Source organism: Acrocarpospora macrocephala (assembly GCF_009687865.1).
Taxonomy (GTDB): domain Bacteria; phylum Actinomycetota; class Actinomycetes; order Streptosporangiales; family Streptosporangiaceae; genus Acrocarpospora; species Acrocarpospora macrocephala.
Genome location: NZ_BLAE01000074.1, coordinates 15,262 through 33,431 on the forward strand (window position 1 = coordinate 15,262; position 18,170 = coordinate 33,431).

An 18,170-nucleotide genomic window follows, 5' to 3' on the forward strand; every position below is an offset into this window, starting at 1 on the left:
GCAAGAGAGATTCACTGCGGCCGGCTCCCGGCTCTTCGGGGGAGCCGGCCTCCCGGTCGCACGGATGACCGACTCCGTCAACTCCGGGACCCGTCGTCCATGACCCAGCGTGCGACTTCGACGATCAGCCTGCCCAGGCTGGTGATCGCCTGCACGACCTGCCATCCGGACGTCCGGCGGTGCATTTCCTGGTTACGCTCATCCTGTCGGTCCACGGCTTCCTCGATTCGTCGTGATCTGTTTCCTCGGGAGAATTTGATGGGAAAGAGGCGGCCACTCGACAGGCATTCCGGACACCGGCCGCTGACGTTTTCTCAACTGCGCAGATGACGGGCGTCGGATTTAGTGGGCAACCGTCCGGGGCATTCGGACACGACAGCCGGTGGACAGGGGAGGCACCATGCGGCGACCTGGTCCAGAGGACTTCTGCCTTCGGTTCTCCGCGCTGGTGGACTCTTCCGGACTGAGTGACCGTCAACTGGCGGATCAAAGCGGTGTCGGACACGCGACGATCTCCGACTGGAAGAAAGGGCTCAATCTCCCGCAGTCGGAGGACCGTCTTCTCCGTGTCGTACGCGCTTGCGTCCGAGCCGCTGAACGACGGCGGGCAGGACTGACCGAGGCACAGCGAAGCGAGCGGGAATGGACCGTGCTGCTGTCCTCCGCCAAGAGCGTTCGGGACAACCGCATATCGCCTGATCGCACCTCGCCGCCTTCGGCGCCGTACGCCCGCCACACGATCCGCGACCTGTCGCCACGGCTTCTTGGCATTCACCGTGCGGTCCTGCCCGCTGGCGATATCGAGCCGACTGACCTGCCGGAACTGACGAAGTATCTGACCCGCGTGCACGACCACCGGCTCCGCGCGGTCATCTCGTCCGTGAAAGACGGCGGATCCGCAGCTTTCGCCCTACTGACAGGGGAATCGACGACGGGCAAGACCCGCGCGATGTACGAGGCGGTTGCCGCGTTGGCCGGAGACTGGCCTCTGATCCGGCCCGAAGACGCGGAAGACTTACTCCGTCTCCTCACGAAGAGCACGATCCAGCCAAGAACCGTGCTGTGGCTCAACGAAACGCAGCGGTTCCTGTACGGCCCATCCGGTCAGCGAGTCGCCCGCCTGCTGATTAGCCTGTTGGACCGGGCATCCGAGGTCCTGGTGATCGGATCGATGTGGGAGCACCCCTATCTGAGCGAGTTCCTTGCCCGCGGCCGTTTCCCGGATGGTCACGCGAGCGTCCGGGACCTGTTGGAAGGGCCCGCCACGGCGCGGATTCCCGTACCGCCGAACTTCGAGCCCGAGCAGTTGGGCCGGCTGGCCTCCGACGATCCCAGACTCGAAGCCGCGGCCCAGGCAAGCGGCGAAGACGGGCGGTTGACCCAGCGTCTCACCGGCGCCAATGAACTCTTGGACGCCTACCTTCATGGAGGACTGTTCTCCCCTGTCGAACATGCCTTGATCACCGCGGCGCTCGACGCGCGCCGACTAGGACACCACCGGCCTCTGCCCGCAGTTCTGCTGGAAGCGGCTGCCGACGGGTACCTGACCGACCGCCAGCGCCCCGGCGATCCGGACTGGGCAGTGACAGCCCTGAACAACATCACGTCGGGCGTCCGTACCGACGGATCCAGGACCGACATAAGACGCACGCTGACGGCACTCACCGCGCTACGGCAAAGGTCGGGCGACCTCGGCGCGTACTACGAACCCGAGGACTTTCTCGTTCAGTTCGCCCTGACCGGACGCTGGCAGGTCGAACCGCCGCGCACGCTACTGGAGGTACTCGTCCGCCATGCCGACCCGCAGAGCGCACGGACTGTTGGTTTCTATCTGCAAGGCATCGACTACTACCGCGACGCGGCCCGCGCATTCCAGCGAGCTGTCATGACACTCGGCGACGCGTACTCCGGCAGCGGTCTGGTCGAGATCATCCATCAGGTGGACCCCGCCAGTACGGCCGACGTGAGCCGCTGGGTCGTGGAACAAGTGTCAGGGGGAGAGGGAATCGGCACCCTACTGGAAACTCTCAAGGACACCGGGGCCGACGACGCCCGATCGACACTTCTCGCACACGCGGCGGTTATAGCCGCCGATGTCGATACATGGTCGTCGGTCAGCGTACTTCGAGCGTTGGCGGACGAAGACCACGAAGCAGCCGAAGCCTTCGCCCTGCGGGCGCCGGCGGCCATGACGTTCGATCACCCTGACACCCTGTGGCCGTTCCTGACGGCCCTGACCGAGACACGCTGTGCGAGCGCGGCAGCCGCCCTCGCGGCACGCCCAGATTTGGTCACTTTCTGCGAGCAGGTCACGCTCGATGATCCCGAGCCATTGGGCTTCTTACTGGACGGTCTGTACGAAGCGCACGCGCATGAGGCGGTCGCGGCGCTAATCGTTCGCGACCCCGGAGCCCACTGCCGGCTCACTGACGCCAGCGGGGTCGCGCTCTTAATACAAAGTCTTTGGTATTGCGCTGGGCCCGATGTCGCGTTCGAGTGGTCAGGCCGGTTCGACCCGTCGGCAGAAGTTCCCGAAGAACTCGCTCACATCGGCGCCCTGCGCACGTTACACAACCTGCTGGCGCGCAACCCTGCCCTGGAAGTCGACCTCGAGGTCGGGGAAGGGGTGGGCTTCCTTCTCGAAGCCCTCCACGGAATCGGCGCAGATCGTGCGATCTCCCAGCTATTAGACCGTGACCTCCCCTACCGTGTCCCGTTCGTCGCGCGCGAACCCCTTGGGTGCTACGGCTTCGCTCACCTCCTCAGGGCTATCGAACCCCTCGCGGCTCCCCCCTACTGGGTGTTGTCATCGGCTCCGGAAGGCTTCAATTCGTTTCGCGACCTGGACCTGCTTCCCGAGACGCCCTTCCGCACGACCTTCATACGCATGGTCGACCGCCTCGCGCACGCCCCCACCGATGACGACTGGCAGGTGATATTGCTGCTCGATGTCTTGGAAGCGGGCGACGCACGCGACGCGATCGAGGACCTGTGCCGATGCACCGCTGCCGAGATACCGCTGACCGAGCCGCTCATCGATTCGCTGTTGGACAAACTCCGCCGCTTGGGACAAGACGCCGCGGCGGATGTCCTCGAACAACGCCTGACCGAGGCGAATCTTGTCCGTACCCCACTCGGAGGCTTCCGTCATCTGTCGAATATCGGCGACGCCAACATCGCCCGACTAACCTTCGGCCTGTCAGCCGACGGCCGCCCCGCCGACCATTGGGGCTGGGCCGACATATGCGGTCACAGGTCCGATACCACGCCCTGGCCACAGCCCTGAACAACCTCGACAACCGCCTGCACTGCGTCGAAACGCCGGTGTCGTGAGGCAGCTAGCGCCGCGTGCCGGACCGCGCGTTTGGCCCCCAGCGGAGCCAAACGGACCAGCCGCAGGCGCAAAGCTCCAGTAGAGCCGGCCGTGAAGGAGATTGGAGCGAAGCAGCAGACGAATGACAGCCAGTCCGCCGCCAAACGTGTGACAGTTCCGGACGCTTCCCCGCGCCAGGGCTCTCTGCTGGTCAGCGTACCGACGGTCTGCCGCGTACCCCAGCTTGGCCGGCGAACTCGCGGGTCCGGGCCGTCAGCCGATCCAGGTGATTTGCAGCACGGCCACCCGGCGCTGATCCTCCAGGATCAGGTACAAGGCCATGCCTTCACCGCGTTCGCCGAACGAGTGGATGCGCATGTTCGCGTCCGGCTTCTCCCTGCTGGCGGAGTCGCCGCTCCATGGATGGAGTTCGAGAAGGTCCCATAACGCCACGAACGCGTGCCTGGCTTCTGCGGGAGCTTCCAAGAGTTGGGCGGAGGCTTCCTCCAGCACCTCAACGACGTACACCTACAGACCCAGCCGGGCCATCGTCTCAGCCCGCGAGAGCGTGGGGACGTGCTCGCCGCGCTCAAGCCGGGCGGCCTTGTCCATGGCGCTTCGGTGACGCGCAGGATCACCACACAGGCGCGCCAACCGCCACCAGTGTTCGATGAAGTCGGTGATCAGGGACAGATCCAGGGTCTCTGTCGCGTCCGCCATGACCTGACGGAACTGGCGGTCGAAGTCCGGGTGGTATTCGGGCAGGAGAGCGACCCGGATCGCCCGCAGGTTCTTCTCCGGCGGGACCAGGAACGGCACCGGCCCTTCGTGCGCGGGCTGAGCGGTCATAAAGCCATGCTAGCCCCGACGCTAAGTACCCGTACATCAGCGGGCAGGAGAGCCTGCCTGGGGTGGAGAAAAACCACCCTCGAAGGGCTGCTCCGTCGCCCAGCATCGATGGCGAACTAGATCACGCTCGGTCTGAATCTACTCAAGTCCGGCATTGCCGTGCATATAGCTGAAGTGATCACACTGGTGAGCCCTACCAGGCTGGACGAACTGACGGAAGACGACTTTGTCCGCGTCGGCGAGATTGCCAGCGTTCCCGGCACTCGCCTTCATGATCACCTCCGGCCGCCTCGTCCACGCGAGCTACGGAGGTGACGTGGGCGGAACTCACCACGGCGCCAGGAACAATCACTCGCCGTCTGACGGGACGTTTCCTTCGGGCACTTGCTCGTGAAGAGCAGCACGAAGAGTTCCTCACTGATGCGGCGTAAAGGCATCGGGCCAGGCTGGATTGACATGACCTGCGCGAACGCCAACATATGTTCAGCTGAACGCGATTGAGCCCGCCGTGTGCGGGCCGTTCGCATGCCCGGAGTTTCCTATGACGGAGGGCGCTTACGAAGGGCTGTGGCTCCCTGTCCTCCCATGCGGGCCGTGGCGCTAGCTGGCTCCAAGCTGGGGGCCACCTCGCCGGCTGAGTGCGCTGATCGGTCGGTTCAGCGGACTCGGTCGTAGATGAGAGCCAGCGTGCCGTGCTCGCCCGCGGCCTGGCTGACGAGCGTCCACTGCCCCGTGGGCAGGCCGTCGTCGAAGAGGCGCGGTCCGCCGCCGAGGAAGATCGGAAAGATCGTGATCGCCAGCCGGTCGACCTTGTCGGCCGCCAGCAGCGCCTTGATGACGCTCGCGCTGGAGAGCACGAGAATGTCGCCGCCCTCGGTCGTCTTGAGGTCCGCGACCACCTCGGCGGTCGGCTTGTCGACGATCGTCGTCCGCTCCCACGGCGCCTCGCCGAGGGTGGAGGAGAGGACCACCTTGTCGGTGTCGACGAGCCATTTCGCGAAGCCCTCGTCGCGCGGGTCGGCGCCCTCCATGCCGATGACGGTGGGCCAGAAACCGAGGAACCCCTCGGCGTTGACCCGCCCGAGCAGGGCCGTCGTCGCCGGCTCCCAGAGGCTGGTCAGGTGGTCGCGGGCGACGTCGGTGACGGCGTACGGCATCACCCAGCCCATGTCCAGAGGGTCGTCCGGCTTGGCGTAGTGGCCATCCAGGGAGAGGCTCATGTTGGTGACGACTCTGCGGCCGGTCTGGTCTGTCACTTCGTGCTCCTTGTGTCGGTGTCGTGCTCGGTGTTGTCGGTGCTGTAGGAATCTGCGGCGAGGGTCGCCGCGAGCTTGTCGAGGCTCTGGCCGAAGCCGATCTCGATGCCTGCGATGAAGTCCGCGGAGTCGACTGTGCTGTCGGTGATCCGGTAGTGGACGTCGAGGTCCGTGCCGGTGTCGGTGGGCCGGAGGCCGAGGTCGACGTGGGCGGTGAAGGCGAGGCCGCCGCCGGGAAGCAGCGGGGAGAGCCGGTAGGCGAGGCGCTCACCGGGGCGTACGTCGTCGACGACTCCCTCCGCGCGCCCGGCGACCAGGTCGGAGCCGTCGGCGTCCTCGGCATCGCGGTACTCCTGGACGATCCGCCCACCCGGTCGCGCCTCGAATACGAGCTCGGAGACGCGGAGGTCGTCGGGCGTCCACCAGCGGGCGAGCAGAGAGGTCTCGGTCAGGTGGCGCCAGACCAGCTCGGGGCGCCCCGTCAGTGACCGGAGGAACCTGAACGAGCGGCCGTCGGCCCACCCCGACTCCTCCGCGGCGAGCCGCTCTGCGTGGAGGCTGAGCCCGTAACGGTCGTAGGTCTCGCGTAGGCCACCGACCTGGTCCGCGGTGTCGGCGAGCCGGTTGAGCGCAGCCGCCAGGTCCCGCAGCGGAGCGGGCCGTAGCGCGTAGATGCGGCGCTGGCCGGTGCGCTGGGAGGTGACGACGCCGGCGCGCTCAAGGGCCTGCAGGTGCTTGGTCGTCTGCGGCTGGCGCGCCTCGGCGAGCTGGGCGAGAACGCCGACCGAGCGGGGCCGCTCGGCCAACAGACTCACGAGCCGCCAGCGGGCCGAGTCGCCCAGTGCGGTAAGGAGTGCGTCCATGGACAGAAGTATTCTCTTCAGAGAATATTCGTGTCAAGGAATATCAGTCCGGTAGCGTCGGGATCGGCCAGACCGGATTCTCGAAGTCGTACGCCGCTCAGTATGGTTCCGGGTCCAGACAGGTCCCGGTCTCGTGCACCTGGTCCGGCGGTGGGGAGTCGATGAGCACATCGCTGCCCCAGTCGGTGAAGTCGACCTCGGCCACGGCGGTCTTGGGCTGGTTGTCCTCGGCCATGGGATGGGTGAAGGTGAGGCGCACCCGACGGGGAAGCCGGTCCGGTCCGACCCACAACTGCCAGGAGACCTGTATCGAGCCGAGCCGCTTGAGCAATTGGGCGGCGAGCACGGGGTCGTCGTGTGGAGCCGCGATGCCGAACTCTGCCTGCGAGCTGCTCCCGGCGTGCACGACGGTGGCAACTCCGTCGATGGCCTCCCCCGCAGAGGGAACCGGGGCCGCCAGCTTTCGCAGCACCTCCGGTGAGACGAGGTCGAGTACGCCGAGCGAGCCGATGGCGCGCAACCGCTGCTCGCACCCGGAGCTGCGGCTGTGAAGCCAGGACTTGCCCGCGGGAACATCCTGCCGATCAGCCCGGTACCTGTAGGTGCCGGAGCCTGCGATCGAGATCGCCCGGGTCGTCATGTAGGACAGGTCGGTTGGGAAAACGCTCTTCAGCTCATCGGGGACGTTGGTCTGGTAGTAGGTCGTGGTCAGGTCGGAGGCAGCCGCGCTTAGGACTCCAGCGGTACGGCTCTCGCTGTATTCGCCGATGTTGACCGGCACGATGAAGTCGTCCTCCGCTGGAGGGGTGAACACGTTCTCGCCGTAGTCCAGGCGGACGAGCCTGGCGACCTTCACGCCGGTCGAGCCCTTCATCCGCTGAGCCACCGCCTCGGCGGGCGTTCGCGCCGTGACCGCATCGCCTCCGCAGCCGACCGTCAGGGCGAGCATCAGGACGATCGCTGCGATCCTCGGCAAGGCCACCCGGTGATCATAAGGGGTTGCCTGGCGAGACTTCCGACGAGGCATCTCCCTGAACACTTGCGCGGCAGCGCTTCCCTCGCCGATGTCGAAGCTTGCCGGCCGTCGGATTAGAAGCAAGATCCTTTAGCTTGCGACGTGTCAGTTGGTGTCAGTCCGTCCCGTGTGGGGCTGGTTTAGGCGTCCGCCTGTTACGCGTCCTGACGCCCCGTTCCGGGACGGACGAGCATGGACCGAGCACGGCTGACCTTGTCGGGTGCGGAAACTCAGCCGCCGAGGTTGACCTGGGGGTTCGTGGCTCGAGCATCGAGGTGGCGGTGCTGCGTCGCCAGGTCACCCGTCCAAAGCCTGACTGGGCGGATCGGGCGGTGCTGTCTGCGCTGGCCCGACTGTTGCCTGCTCAGCTTCGGCTGCATCGCATCGTGACCCCCGGCACGCTGCTGGCCTGGCATCGCAGGCTGGTCAAGAAGAAATGGACCTACCCCGCCAGGGCAGGTCGGCCGGGCAAACCGCGCGGCGAACCCGAGCTGATCCACGGCGCGGTGCCCGCCGGGGCCCGGATCCTGGAGTTGGGCGCGGGAACCGGGTGGGTGACGCACGGGCTGCTGGCGCTCGGCCACGAGGTGGTCGCGGTGGACGAATCGCCGGAGATGCTGGGGCACGTCAAAGGGGCCAGGACGGTCGTGTCCTCGATCCAGGATCGAGCCAAGGAAGGCGTTGCCCGCCTCGGCCAACACGGTCCAACGTCGCAACGACAGCCTCGCGGCTGGGGGGAGAGGGTCGGGTCAGCTCTCGCCGACGCCGAGGGCGGTGAGCAGGACGAGGACGAGCGTGATCACGGCGAACAAGCCGTGGCCGATCACGACCGGGACCGGGAAGCTTCGTTCCGCGGGGGCGTCCGCGGCGGCGGCGTCGCCCTGGCGGGACTGGAGCCAGCGAGCCAGCATGGTGAAACCCAGCACGGCGACGGGGAGCAGGATGACGAACGCGACCCAGGCGAGGGCGTCGACGTCCGCGGCTACGTAGATGATCCAGACGATAAGTCCGGCGGCGGCCAGCAGGAAGTGCGCGAAGATCAACGGGACCGGCAGGTGGGTCGGTCGCTGGCGGAGACCGCCCCGGGATATCCAGATGCTCAGCATGAAGAAGCCGCCTACCGCGGTGATCAACCAGGTGATGAGTGCGGCAATGCCCATGATGCCCTCTTTCGTTATGAATTGAGATCGAAACCCCGCGCTTGGGTGACCTCATCGGCGACCCGCACGCCGTACCGGAAGGCGAGCTTGCCGCCCAGGAACCCCGAGACGGCCAGACCGGCCAGGCTGATCGCCGACAGCGCGATCTGGCCGGCGCCGACCGCGGCCAGGCCGTCCCCGGCCAGCCGCCAAGCCCAGGCCACCGCGTACGCGGTGATTACCGCCACGTTCACACCCATGTGCACGAGCCCGGTACGGAACGCGGGCGTGCCGCCCGGAATGGCGAGCAGGTCGAGGAACCCGAACATGGCCGCCACCAGGGCGCCGATCACCCCCACCGCGATCAGCCAGATTGAGCCCTCGGTCAGGAAGCCCGGCTCCCTGACCAGATGAGACCCCAGATCAAAGATCAGGCTGCTCACCCAGGCCCCGATCGGAACCGTCACGAGGATCGGATGCAACGGATGCCCGTACGGCCCGGCGAGCACCGTCACCGGCTCCTTGGCCCGTCGTGGTGGAGTGGACATTCCCAACCTCCTATATCACTAACAAGTTTTAGCGATATAAAGGCACGGGGTCAATCATCAGGGCACAATCAGCAACATGTCGTGTTTTGACTACGAGAGTAGGTGTTAACCTGGTTTGGTGACCCCCGATCGCGCCACGCTGGAAGCGGTTGCCGTACTCAGTGACGACCTGCGGCGCCGGATGTATGAGTTCATCCGGCGGTCCGGCCGCCCGGTAACGCGGGACGAGGCCGCGGAAAGCGTGGGCATCTCCCGGAAACTCGCGGCCTTTCACCTGGACAAACTCGTGGCCGTCGGCCTGCTCACCGCCGATTACGCGCGACCGGACGGGCTACGCCAGGTCGGCCGGGCGCCGAAGGTCTACCGGCCGGGCGCCGCGAGCGTCCAGGTGAGCATTCCGCAGCGAGAGCACGGCCTGCTCGCGGACATTCTCCTGGATGCCGTGCGCCTGCAGGAGCCGGGGGAGACCGGGCGGGCGGCCGCCCTCCGCGTGGCCACCGAGCGAGGGCGGATGGCGGGCGAAGCGGAACGTGCCGAGTTGAAGCTGGGCCGCCTTGGCACCGAACGGGCCCTGACCTGCGCGGGGCTGATGCTGGAACGCCACGGTTTCGAGCCTTCGCGGACCGCGCCGACCCTGGTCCGGCTGCGGAACTGCCCGTTCCACCCGATGGCGGCCAAGGACCCCGACCTGGTTTGCGGGATCAATCACGCTTTCCTCACCGGCTTTCTCACCGGCCTGGGCGCCGAGACCGTCAACGCCATCCTGGCGCCGCGGCCGGGCGCCTGCTGCGTCGAACTCAGCGGCAGACCGTGAGGCCGGTCAGTCGCCGTGCCCGATGGATCTAGGCCGCCGTCAACGGTATGGCCCGCCGTCTGACCCGCAGAGGACCCGCCACACGCCAACGGGCTCGAACCCTCGCATAGCCCGCAACTGACCCATCTCAAACACTCACGGAGCCGACACCTCGCCGCCCCCGCGCGTAACAGGCTGGAGTCATTTGATCGCGGTAAGGTTGACCACGATCTGCTTGCCTTTCAGCGGGTACGTGTAGAGGTTCTGCGTGCCGCCGTTCAGCATGGTTTGTTTCTGGATCCTGCTGGCCGCCGTCGTGCCGAGGGTGCCGGTGATGCCGAGGTCGCCGGTGTCGCCGGTCGTGATGTCGTGTAGGGCCAGGCGGTAGGTGCCGCCTTTGCTCTTGGTCAGGATGATGAAGCGATCGTTGGTGGGCGGGCCGGTCAGAAGGCTCGGGCCGAAGACTTCGCGGCGGGACGTGCCGTCGCGTTTGACGATGGCGACGGGGTCGAACTGGCCGCGCGTTTGCATGCACCAGGTGGGGGAGCAGATCCAGCGATCCCCCTGGAGTGCGGTGATGTCGCGTTTCTCGCCGGTCAGCATGTTGACGATGTGCTGGTTTCTGGCCGGCCATTCGGCGTGGGCGATTCCGGCCCAGGGCCATTCGAGCAGGTGCAGGCCGGGCAGGGAGGACGGGAGCGGGGCCGGGTCGCCGCCGGTCAGCGGGACCTGGTAGATGCCGCCCGGATTGCGGCGGGAGTAGATCACGCTGCCGTTCTGGATGGTGAGGGCGTCGAGGTCGCCGTACTTCATGTTCTGGCGGATGGTGGTGACCTTGGTGACTCGGCCGCCGGTGGCGGGGACGGTCCAGAGGTCGAGGGCGCCCTTGATGGCTCCCCAGGAGACGGTGTACCAGACCAGGCGGCCTTCGCCGAAGGTCACACCCGAGGTGTAGTCGGTCGCGGGGGGCGCGGTGAAGGTGAAGAGTTCCCTGGCGCGGAAGCCGTCCAGCTCGTAGGCCCAGTATCGGGGCTTCTGCGCGGGGCCGGTCCTGGCCAGCAGGGTGTCGGCGTCAAGGAACACCTCCGGCGTGAAGGTCAGGCCGTTGGGCAGTTTCCGCGGCACGGTGTGGACCGCGTCCGGCCAGACTTTGGCCAGCGGCACGGTTCGGGGCTCGCTCGCGGGTGACGGAACCACTGCGGGCCGCGGCGGCGCGTCCTGCGAGGTCAGTCCCCGGACCGCGTACGTGGACCCGGCCACCAGCACGACGATCGCGACCGCCGCGGCCAGCGCCAGCCACGGGGGGCGCCGGACCGGCCGGGTGACCAGAAACCTGGACGGATGGGGCGGGGTCTCGTCGTCGGCCATGTCGGCGAGGGTTTCCCGGAGCAGATCCTCGATGTTCACCTGAGCTCCCTTACCGCGCTGAGTTCCGGCGCGACCTTCCTGAGCCGCTCCAGCGAGCGGTAGATCTGACTGCGCACCGTGCCGATCCGCATCCCGAGCACCCGGGCGATCTCGGCCTCGGACAGGTCCTCGAAGTAGCGCAGCACGAGCATGGCCCGCTGCTTCGGCGTCAGCCGGGCGAGCGCCCCCCGCATGACCAGCCGCAGGTCGGCCGTGTCGGCGTGACCTTCGGCGATCTGGTCGGGGAGGTGGCCGAAGGCGACCTCGGTCATCTGCCTGCGCCGCCGCCACGAGCTGACCTGCTCGTTGTACATGACCCGCCGCACGTAGCCTTCCAGCGCGCTCGGGTCGTTCAGGCTGCGAAACTTCGCCGCCGTCTTGGTCAGCGCCGTCTGCACTAGGTCCTCTGCCGTGTGGCGGTCCCCGGTCAGCAGGTACGCGGAGCGGAACAGCGCCCCCGACCGTTCGGTGACGAACGCCCGGAAATCCGGTTCCAGATCCACCTGTCCTCCTTGCGGTATCACCCATCAAGGACGCGGGCGGCCCGCCAATCTATGCCGGACCCGGGAAAGCACGGACAATGGCGGTATATCTCGTCGTCTTCTGGGTTTCGCCGGTGGGGGCGTCGCGCTGACGGCCGTGGTGGCGCTGGTCGTGTACTTGGTGGTCGCAGGCCTGGAGAAGGCGGATGTGCTCGCGGTAGGTTTCGCCGGTTCCGTCCTGGGCCATGGCTTCGGCCCAGTTTGACGATCATCAGGAAGTATCCTCCGCCGGGCCAGCTACATGATCAACCCACGAAGGACTTCCGGAGCCGACCACTAAAGGGCGCCGACACCATCCCGTGCGCCACCCGCGGCTATGCCGCCGGCAATTATCTGGGGTGGTGGGTTATGCCGGGCCGAGTGCGGGTCGGCTGGTCGGCGGGGACGTGACTGGCAGGAACGCCGTCATAACTACAGGTTCTCAAGGAAGGCGAGTAGGCCGTCGGTGGGTTTGTATCGGCCGGGGCGGGGTTCGTGGAGGGTGGTGCGGGCGAGGGCTTGTTCCTTCATGGCCAGGTCGGCGTGGAGGTAGACGTCGGTGGACTTGGTGTTGGCGTGTCCGAGCCAGAGGGCGATGGTGGAGGTGTCGATGCCGGCTTGGAGGAGCGCCATAGCGGCGGAGTGACGCAGTGTGTGCGGGGTGACGTGCTTGGAGCCGAGGGTCGGGCATGTCGCTGTGGCGGCGGGCAGGTACTTGGTCAGCAGATCGGCGACAGCGTCTCTGCTCAGGTGCCCGCCGGTGCGGGTGGGAAACAGCGGATCGGCTGGGTCGGCGTGCCGGTGGGTGATCCACTGCTGCAGCAGCCGGGCGGTGGGCTTGGTCAGTGGGGTGCACCGCTGTTTTCGGCCTTTCCCCGTGCAGCGCAGGTGAGCACCCGTGCCGAGGGCGGTGTCGGCGCAGGTCAGGGAGGTCAGCTCGGAGACGCGCAGGCCGGTCTGGATGGCGACGAGCAGTAGCAGGTGATCGCGTCGGCCCAGGGTGGTCGTGCGGTCCGGGGCGGCCAGGAACGCGTCGCTCTCCTGCCGGTTCAGGAAGCACATCTGGGTGGAGTCGCGTCGTTTGTGCGGGATCGCCAGGACACGCTGGATGAGCAGGGCGTGTTCGGGGCAGCGTAGGGCGGCGTAGCGGAACAGGGAGTGGATCGCGGCGAGCCGGGCGTTGCGGGTGGTGATGGCGTTGCCGCGCTGGTGTTCAAGGTGGTCGAGGAAGGCGCCGATGAAGACGGCATCGAGATCGTTGAGATCCAGCGCCGAGGGTGGACGGCCGAGCCGCTGCTGGGCGTGGAGCAGCAGCAGGCGGAAGGTGTCGCGGTAGGCGCTGACGGTGTGCGGGCTGACCCTGCGCTGGGTCAGGCGTTCGGTGAAGAAACCCTGCAAGACGGGGGCTAGAGCGGTCACGCCGACTCCTTCCATACCTCCTCCAGGCGGGTCGCGGCGGCCGCGATCAGCTGCGGGCAGGCGTGCAGATACCAGTAGGTGGTCGCCGGGCTGATGTGCCCCATGTAGGTGGAGAGCGCCGGAAGGAGGTGGGTCACGTCCGCGTCCTGGGAGTACCAGGTCACCAGGGTGGCGACCGCGAAGGAATGGCGGAGATCGTAGAGGCGCGGCTTGGCCGCGCCCAGCAGTGTGCAGATGCCGGTGGCCCGCAGCAGACGGTTGAAGGTCTTGCTGGCGTTGGTGTGGGTGAGACGGGTTCCGGCTCCGGACAGGAAGAACGCCAGGGTCGATGGCCGCGAGCAGAGCTCGTCGCGTCGCCGCGCGTAGCTCCGCAGCTGGTCGGTGGTGCTGGGGTGCAGCGGCACCAACCGGGACTTGCCGAACTTGGTGCCCTGAACGAGCAGGACGCCCTCGGCGAGGTCCACCTCGTCGCGATCCAGCCCCATCGCCTCACCGGTCCGCAGCCCAGTCACCGCCATGAGGCCGATGAAGGCGGTGAAGGTCGCGGCCCGCAGCGGCGAGGTCAACGCGCCGGCCTCGCCCACCAGGGCGGTGATCTGCTCGGGCGAATACAGATACGGTGTCGTCGGCCGTTGGTGGCCGCGGGGAAGGAGATCCGCTGGCGGGACCTCGGTGCGGGTGTCCATGGTCGCCATGTGGCGGGCGAATACGCGCACCACCGTCAGCCGTTTCGCCCACCAGGATGGATCGGCTTCACTGGGCGAAGTGGCCCACTCCAGCGCGGCCTCGATGGTCAAGTGCTCCAAACCGTGCCCCTCGCCGAACGCGACGAACTGCCGGAGCATCCGGCCCTCCTGCCGCAACTTGTAACCCAGACCGCGCCGCATCGCCAGGTACTCCTCGGCTGCCTCCCGCATGGTGCTCATCACTCACCTGCCCCGGGCCATGGCCGGACGACCGCCGCGAGCGCGTCCCGGTCGACCTTGGCGTAAATCGCTGTGGTCTCCTCGCCGTGGTGGCGCAGCAGCTGCGCGACCTCTGCCAGGTTCCCGCCATTGGCCAGGACCTGAGATGCCGCACGATGCCGCAGCTGGTGCGCACCGACCGTGGGAATCCCGGCCCGAGCAGAGGCCCCGCGGGTGGCCATGACCACCGACTGGCGAGACATCGGCGTGTCCGGGCCGCACGAACGCAGGAACACTTCCCGGACCGCCGAGGGCCGACGGCCGTTACGCAGGTAGCCGACAAGCGCGGCACCCACATCGGCGGGCAGCGGCAGCCGATCGATACGGCCGCCCTTCCCATGAATAACGAGCTCACCGGCCCGCCATTCGACGTCGTCCAGGCGCAGCGCAGCCACCTCCCGCGCGCGCAGGCCCAGCCGCGCCATCAACATCAGCACGGCGAAGTCCCGGCACCCGACCTTGGTGGTCTGATCACAGGCGGCCAGCAGTGTGGTCACCGTTTCGGTGTCCACGCCCTTCGGCAGGGCGCTCATCCGCCAGCTGGCGACCGACGGCACCGCCTCCGCCAGATCCCGGTCTGCGACCTCGGTGACGAACAGGAAGCGCAGCAGCGACCGCAACGAGCAGGTCGTCACCTTCATCGACGGCGCCGCGACTCCTCGATGATGAAGCAGATGACGGCAGCCGCTTCCAGCCGCTCCAACCGCAGTGCCTCCCCGACGACCAAGGTCCTCAAGAACCTGCGGGCGACGTCCACACGCTGGCGTGCCGTCCGCTCGGCCAACCGACGCTCGCGACGCAGGTAGACGCCGTAGGTCTGCAGCACGTGCTCGACCGGGCAGTCGATCTCCTCGCAGTCCACCTCCGGGATCACGCCGATCTCCCGCAGATATCCCAGCTGCGGCTTCAACGCCCGAACGGTCACCCATCGCTGATAGCCAGCGGCACGCCGTGCCTCCACGAATCGCTCCACCTGCTGCCCGGTCAGCTCCGTGGAAGACATGCCTTCCGACTCCAGCCAGCGGCTCAGGTGCGCCATCACGTAGGCGTTGTCCTGCGCGACCCGCGGCGTGTATCCCAGCCGGACCAACTCCGCCCGAAACCCTGCCACGTACGACGCCAACGGACCTGACACCCGAGCCGGATATCGATCCATCATGTTTGCCTCCTTCGGTGCGCTCACGAAGAAGCCGACACACTCGCGCAGTTATGACGGCGTTCCTGCCAGTCACGTCCCCGCCGACCAGCCGACCCGCACTCGGCCCGGCATAACCCACCACCCCAGATAATTGCCGTTATCCCGGCACCGGGATAACGGCAAGAAGATCAACGGCAGGAAGCGGTTCATCGTCACCGACACCCTCGCGTTGCTGCTGGTGGTGTGTGTGATGGCTGCCTCGGTCCAGGACCGCGACGGCGCCAAGACCACCCTGCTGTCCCTGTATCTGCTGACCCCGGTCCGGTTCGTCTACGCCGACGCCGGCTTCGCCGGTGCCCTGGTGGAGTGGGCCCGGCGGGTCCTGGCCTCCACGCTGGACATCGTGCGCAAAGCGCCTGGCCAGGTCGGCTTCGCCGTGATCGCCCGCCGTTGGGTGGTGGAACGCTCGCTGGCCTGGCTGACCGGCCATCGCCGCCTGGCCCGCGACTACGAACGCCACCCCGCCACCGCTGAAGCCATGATCCGCTGGGCCGCCATCAACGGCATGGCCCGCCTCACCCGCGGAACACCCGCCACATGCCAACGGGCACGAACCCTCGCATAGCCCGCAACTGACCCATCTCAAACACTCACTAAGAGCCCAAGTGGATGAATTCGAAGAACCGCCTCCCGGAGTCCAACAGGGCGGGAACAGGAAGCTAAGGGAAAAGGGATCAACGGAATCTACTCCGGTGGCGGGCTTCCCAAAAATCCTGGAAACTCGCTCTACTACGTGGAATCGGATGTGTGGCCGGTGGAGCCGGGCAAGACACGGGAGGACTATAACGGTCGCCTGGTGTTCGGCGGGGGCAGAGAGGTGTACTTCTCCAAGCACTACGATGACGACGGTGGAGCGTTCGTCCAGATCAGGGGTGGATACCCCGGATGCTGATTAAAGGTTGCGAACATGAGCTACCTGGAGGTCCTAGCGGCGGCCCCTGAGGTGGGCGGAGGGCGTCCCTACCTGGTAAACCAGTCAAACCAGTCACGATTGGGCGAACTCTTGGACGGTCTGGGGTTCCAGGTCTCCGCCGTCCGGGTGACGGAGGACGCTTCCGTGGCCGAGTTGCTAGACGACATAGGCGATCGGCTCGGATGGCCGCATCCGACCGGTGGTAACTGGTGGGGATTCCAGGATTACTACGGGAATATCCCCGATGAAGGGCGGGGGCCTTATGCGATTCTGCTTGAAAATTCTGATAATCTTTTGCGAGTGGGCCCGAGACGCTTCGCGACGGTGATCCACAAACTGCTCTCGATTACCGAGGAAATCGGCCCATGGCCGAACATGGAAATTCCCTTGGAGTTCTTCTTCCTGGGCGCATGGGATGCAGATGATTAATGAGCCGTTTCATCCGTCCGGGCGTCGACTCGGCGGCAATGAGCGGAACGGGACGGCTTCCGGGTTCGAAAGGCGGATCGGCCACCTTGGAGACGTCTGAGCGTACGAGCAGCGCGAGTGCACAAGGGAGCCGGATGAAGATCAGATAGGTCAGTCGCAGAGTCAAGAACCCGAATCCGGCGGCTCCCAGCAGGGCCTGTCCGCTGAACGGGCAACCCAGGTCACACAGATGACCCACTTCTGTGGACCTATAGGGGCTGAAGTGCGTGCGCGCCCAGAGGGATTCGAACCCCCGACCGTCGGATTAGAAGTCCGATGCTCTATCCGGCTGAGCTATGGGCGCTTCCGCTGCTGCGTTGACCAGCTTATTTGGCGGTCTTGTGCGAAGCTAGCATAGCTGGGTTGTGCCGGAACAGCGTCGGATTTTTGGAGGAGCGATGGTCCGCCCCCGAAGACAGGTGCCCGTGTCCCCCACGCTGCTGGAACTGCTTCCGTCGTGGGAGCTGTCGTTGCAGGCAGGGCACAAGTCGCCGGGAACCATTCGCAGCTACCTGGACAGCGTACGCGGGCTGTCGGCGTTCCTGATCGACGGGGGGATGCGGGCGGATGTGGAGGGGGTCAGCCCCGAGGAGATTCGTGCGTTTCTGGCCCGTTCGCTGGAGGTTTCCTCGCCGGGTAACGCGCACAAGCACTTCCGCAACCTGCGGGTCTTCTTCGGGTGGCTGGTCGCCGAGGGGGAGCGGGCGGAGGGGTCGCCGCTGGCCGAGGTGGAACCGCCGAAGGTGGACCGGAAGCCGGTCCGGCCGCTGACCGAGCAGGAGCAGGCCCGGCTGCTGGCGGTTTGTGCCGGTGATTCGTGGATCGATCGGCGGGATACGGCGATCATGCGGATTTTGATGGACAACGGGATGCGCGTGTCGGCGCTGGCGGGGCTGCGGTACAGCGCGTCCGATCCCGAGGCGAACGATGTCTGGCTGGGACGGCATGTGCTGCGGATCATCCTCGGGGGAGGGGATGTCTATCTGGCTCCGCTTGGGCGGAAGTCGGCGGCGGCGGTCGATCGGTATTTGCGGGCTCGTACGCGATTGAGGCATGCGTCCTCACCGTGGCTCTGGCTGCCGGAGCGGGGGGTGACCGCGCATGGGGGAGATCGGCGGCTGACCGCCACCGGGATCCAGCAGATGTTGCACCGGCGTGGCGAGGAGGCGGGCATCCCCGGCGTGTTTCCGCATCGGTTCCGGCACACGATGGCGAGCGGGTATCTGCGGGAGGGCGGGGATCCGCTCAACCTCATGCGGGTCGGGGGCTGGAAGACGCCGGTGATGGCACGCCACTACGCCGAAACCGCGGGAACCGAAGCGCTGGCGGAGCACGCCAGGCTGTCGCCTGGCGATCGAATCTAACGCTTACTCGACCCAAGCCGAGCCACTCTGGCTGAGCTTGTTCCGCGCGGCCAGACCATTGTGCCGATCGAATCAGAGCCGCCTGCCCGGCGCGGCCGGGCCACGCGCCGTACGAATGAAGACGCCCTGATCAACTCCT

Annotated in this window: 19 protein-coding genes and 1 tRNA gene; 5 read left to right on the top strand and 15 right to left on the bottom strand. The window is 66.8% G+C overall.

Features of this window, described 5'->3' with window-relative positions; genetic code table 11:
* Window positions 1-77: 77 nt before the first annotated feature.
* A complete protein-coding gene (locus Amac_RS44345) occupies window positions 78-215 on the bottom strand; it encodes a hypothetical protein (RefSeq protein ID WP_155360466.1) in 138 nt (45 codons plus the stop codon).
* A gap of 434 nt (window positions 216-649) precedes the next feature.
* Between Amac_RS44345 and Amac_RS44350 the strand changes: the two genes are divergently transcribed.
* Window positions 650-3,286: a hypothetical protein gene (locus tag Amac_RS44350; RefSeq protein WP_155360467.1), complete on the top strand. Its 2,637-nt coding sequence runs from the start codon at window positions 650-652 to the stop codon at window positions 3,284-3,286.
* A gap of 300 nt (window positions 3,287-3,586) precedes the next feature.
* Here the strand turns inward: Amac_RS44350 and Amac_RS44355 are convergent, their stop codons facing one another.
* From Amac_RS44355 to Amac_RS44385, 7 genes are all read right to left on the bottom strand, one after another.
* Window positions 3,587-3,841 carry a hypothetical protein gene (locus tag Amac_RS44355; protein WP_218041662.1) on the bottom strand — a complete coding sequence of 85 codons (255 nt, stop codon included), beginning with the start codon at window positions 3,839-3,841 and terminating at the stop codon, window positions 3,587-3,589.
* Window positions 3,842-4,162, bottom strand: coding sequence for a DUF6247 family protein (locus tag Amac_RS44360; RefSeq protein ID WP_155360468.1), 321 nt, complete (start codon window positions 4,160-4,162; stop codon window positions 3,842-3,844).
* A gap of 656 nt (window positions 4,163-4,818) precedes the next feature.
* Window positions 4,819-5,418, bottom strand: a complete 600-nt coding sequence (locus tag Amac_RS44365) for a dihydrofolate reductase family protein (protein ID WP_155360469.1) — start codon at window positions 5,416-5,418, stop codon at window positions 4,819-4,821.
* Complete coding sequence (locus Amac_RS44370) at window positions 5,415-6,281, bottom strand: metalloregulator ArsR/SmtB family transcription factor (RefSeq protein WP_155360470.1); 867 nt, start codon at window positions 6,279-6,281, stop codon at window positions 5,415-5,417. Before Amac_RS44370 ends, Amac_RS44365 begins: the two co-directional genes overlap by 4 nt.
* 97 nt (window positions 6,282-6,378) lie before the next feature.
* Complete coding sequence (locus Amac_RS44375) at window positions 6,379-7,263, bottom strand: hypothetical protein (RefSeq protein ID WP_155360471.1); 885 nt, start codon at window positions 7,261-7,263, stop codon at window positions 6,379-6,381.
* Between the two features lie 782 nt (window positions 7,264-8,045).
* Window positions 8,046-8,456 (bottom strand): hypothetical protein, encoded by a 411-nt coding sequence (locus tag Amac_RS44380; RefSeq protein WP_155360472.1) that lies wholly within the window; start codon window positions 8,454-8,456, stop codon window positions 8,046-8,048.
* Window positions 8,457-8,470: 14 nt separating this feature from the next.
* Complete coding sequence (locus tag Amac_RS44385) at window positions 8,471-8,983, bottom strand: DUF2231 domain-containing protein (RefSeq protein ID WP_155360473.1); 513 nt, start codon at window positions 8,981-8,983, stop codon at window positions 8,471-8,473.
* A 118-nt stretch (window positions 8,984-9,101) separates the two neighbouring features.
* On the opposite strand from Amac_RS44385, the gene Amac_RS44390 reads away from it, so the two are divergent.
* Entirely contained in the window at window positions 9,102-9,797 is a 696-nt protein-coding gene (locus Amac_RS44390) for a helix-turn-helix transcriptional regulator (RefSeq protein ID WP_155360474.1), read from the top strand.
* Window positions 9,798-9,977: 180 nt separating this feature from the next.
* Here Amac_RS44390 and Amac_RS44395 read toward each other — a convergent pair whose 3' ends face one another.
* The 6 genes from Amac_RS44395 to Amac_RS54120 all read right to left on the bottom strand — a co-directional run bounded on the left by Amac_RS44395 (window position 9,978) and on the right by Amac_RS54120 (window position 15,247).
* Window positions 9,978-11,183 (bottom strand): hypothetical protein, encoded by a 1,206-nt coding sequence (locus Amac_RS44395; protein ID WP_155360475.1) that lies wholly within the window; start codon window positions 11,181-11,183, stop codon window positions 9,978-9,980.
* Window positions 11,180-11,686, bottom strand: coding sequence for a SigE family RNA polymerase sigma factor (locus Amac_RS44400; RefSeq protein ID WP_155360476.1), 507 nt, complete (start codon window positions 11,684-11,686; stop codon window positions 11,180-11,182). The genes Amac_RS44395 and Amac_RS44400 overlap by 4 nt, the downstream gene beginning before the upstream one ends.
* Window positions 11,687-12,136: 450 nt before the next feature.
* On the bottom strand, window positions 12,137-13,123 hold the full coding sequence (locus tag Amac_RS44405) for a tyrosine-type recombinase/integrase (protein ID WP_155360477.1): 987 nt from the start codon (window positions 13,121-13,123) through the stop codon (window positions 12,137-12,139).
* Window positions 13,120-14,049: a tyrosine-type recombinase/integrase gene (locus tag Amac_RS44410; RefSeq protein ID WP_155360478.1), complete on the bottom strand. Its 930-nt coding sequence runs from the start codon at window positions 14,047-14,049 to the stop codon at window positions 13,120-13,122. The genes Amac_RS44405 and Amac_RS44410 overlap by 4 nt, the downstream gene beginning before the upstream one ends.
* Window positions 14,049-14,729, bottom strand: a complete 681-nt coding sequence (locus Amac_RS44415; protein WP_170322973.1) for a tyrosine-type recombinase/integrase — start codon at window positions 14,727-14,729, stop codon at window positions 14,049-14,051. The genes Amac_RS44410 and Amac_RS44415 overlap by 1 nt, the downstream gene beginning before the upstream one ends.
* Window positions 14,726-15,247, bottom strand: coding sequence for a hypothetical protein (locus Amac_RS54120; RefSeq protein ID WP_170322974.1), 522 nt, complete (start codon window positions 15,245-15,247; stop codon window positions 14,726-14,728). The genes Amac_RS44415 and Amac_RS54120 overlap by 4 nt, the downstream gene beginning before the upstream one ends.
* Before the next feature lie 130 nt (window positions 15,248-15,377).
* Here Amac_RS54120 and Amac_RS44420 point away from each other — a divergent pair, with 130 nt between their 5' ends.
* Together Amac_RS44420 and Amac_RS44425 are read left to right on the top strand one after the other, a co-directional pair.
* Window positions 15,378-15,851 carry a transposase gene (locus Amac_RS44420; RefSeq protein WP_155360480.1) on the top strand — a complete coding sequence of 158 codons (474 nt, stop codon included), beginning with the start codon at window positions 15,378-15,380 and terminating at the stop codon, window positions 15,849-15,851.
* A gap of 342 nt (window positions 15,852-16,193) precedes the next feature.
* Complete coding sequence (locus tag Amac_RS44425; RefSeq protein ID WP_155360481.1) at window positions 16,194-16,628, top strand: hypothetical protein; 435 nt, start codon at window positions 16,194-16,196, stop codon at window positions 16,626-16,628.
* A 269-nt stretch (window positions 16,629-16,897) separates the two neighbouring features.
* Here Amac_RS44425 and Amac_RS44430 read toward each other — a convergent pair.
* Window positions 16,898-16,971 (bottom strand) — tRNA-Arg (locus Amac_RS44430).
* Window positions 16,972-17,092: 121 nt separating this feature from the next.
* Here Amac_RS44430 and Amac_RS44435 point away from each other — a divergent pair.
* Complete coding sequence (locus Amac_RS44435; protein WP_170322975.1) at window positions 17,093-18,031, top strand: tyrosine-type recombinase/integrase; 939 nt, start codon at window positions 17,093-17,095, stop codon at window positions 18,029-18,031.
* The last annotated feature ends 139 nt before the right edge of the window (window positions 18,032-18,170 follow it).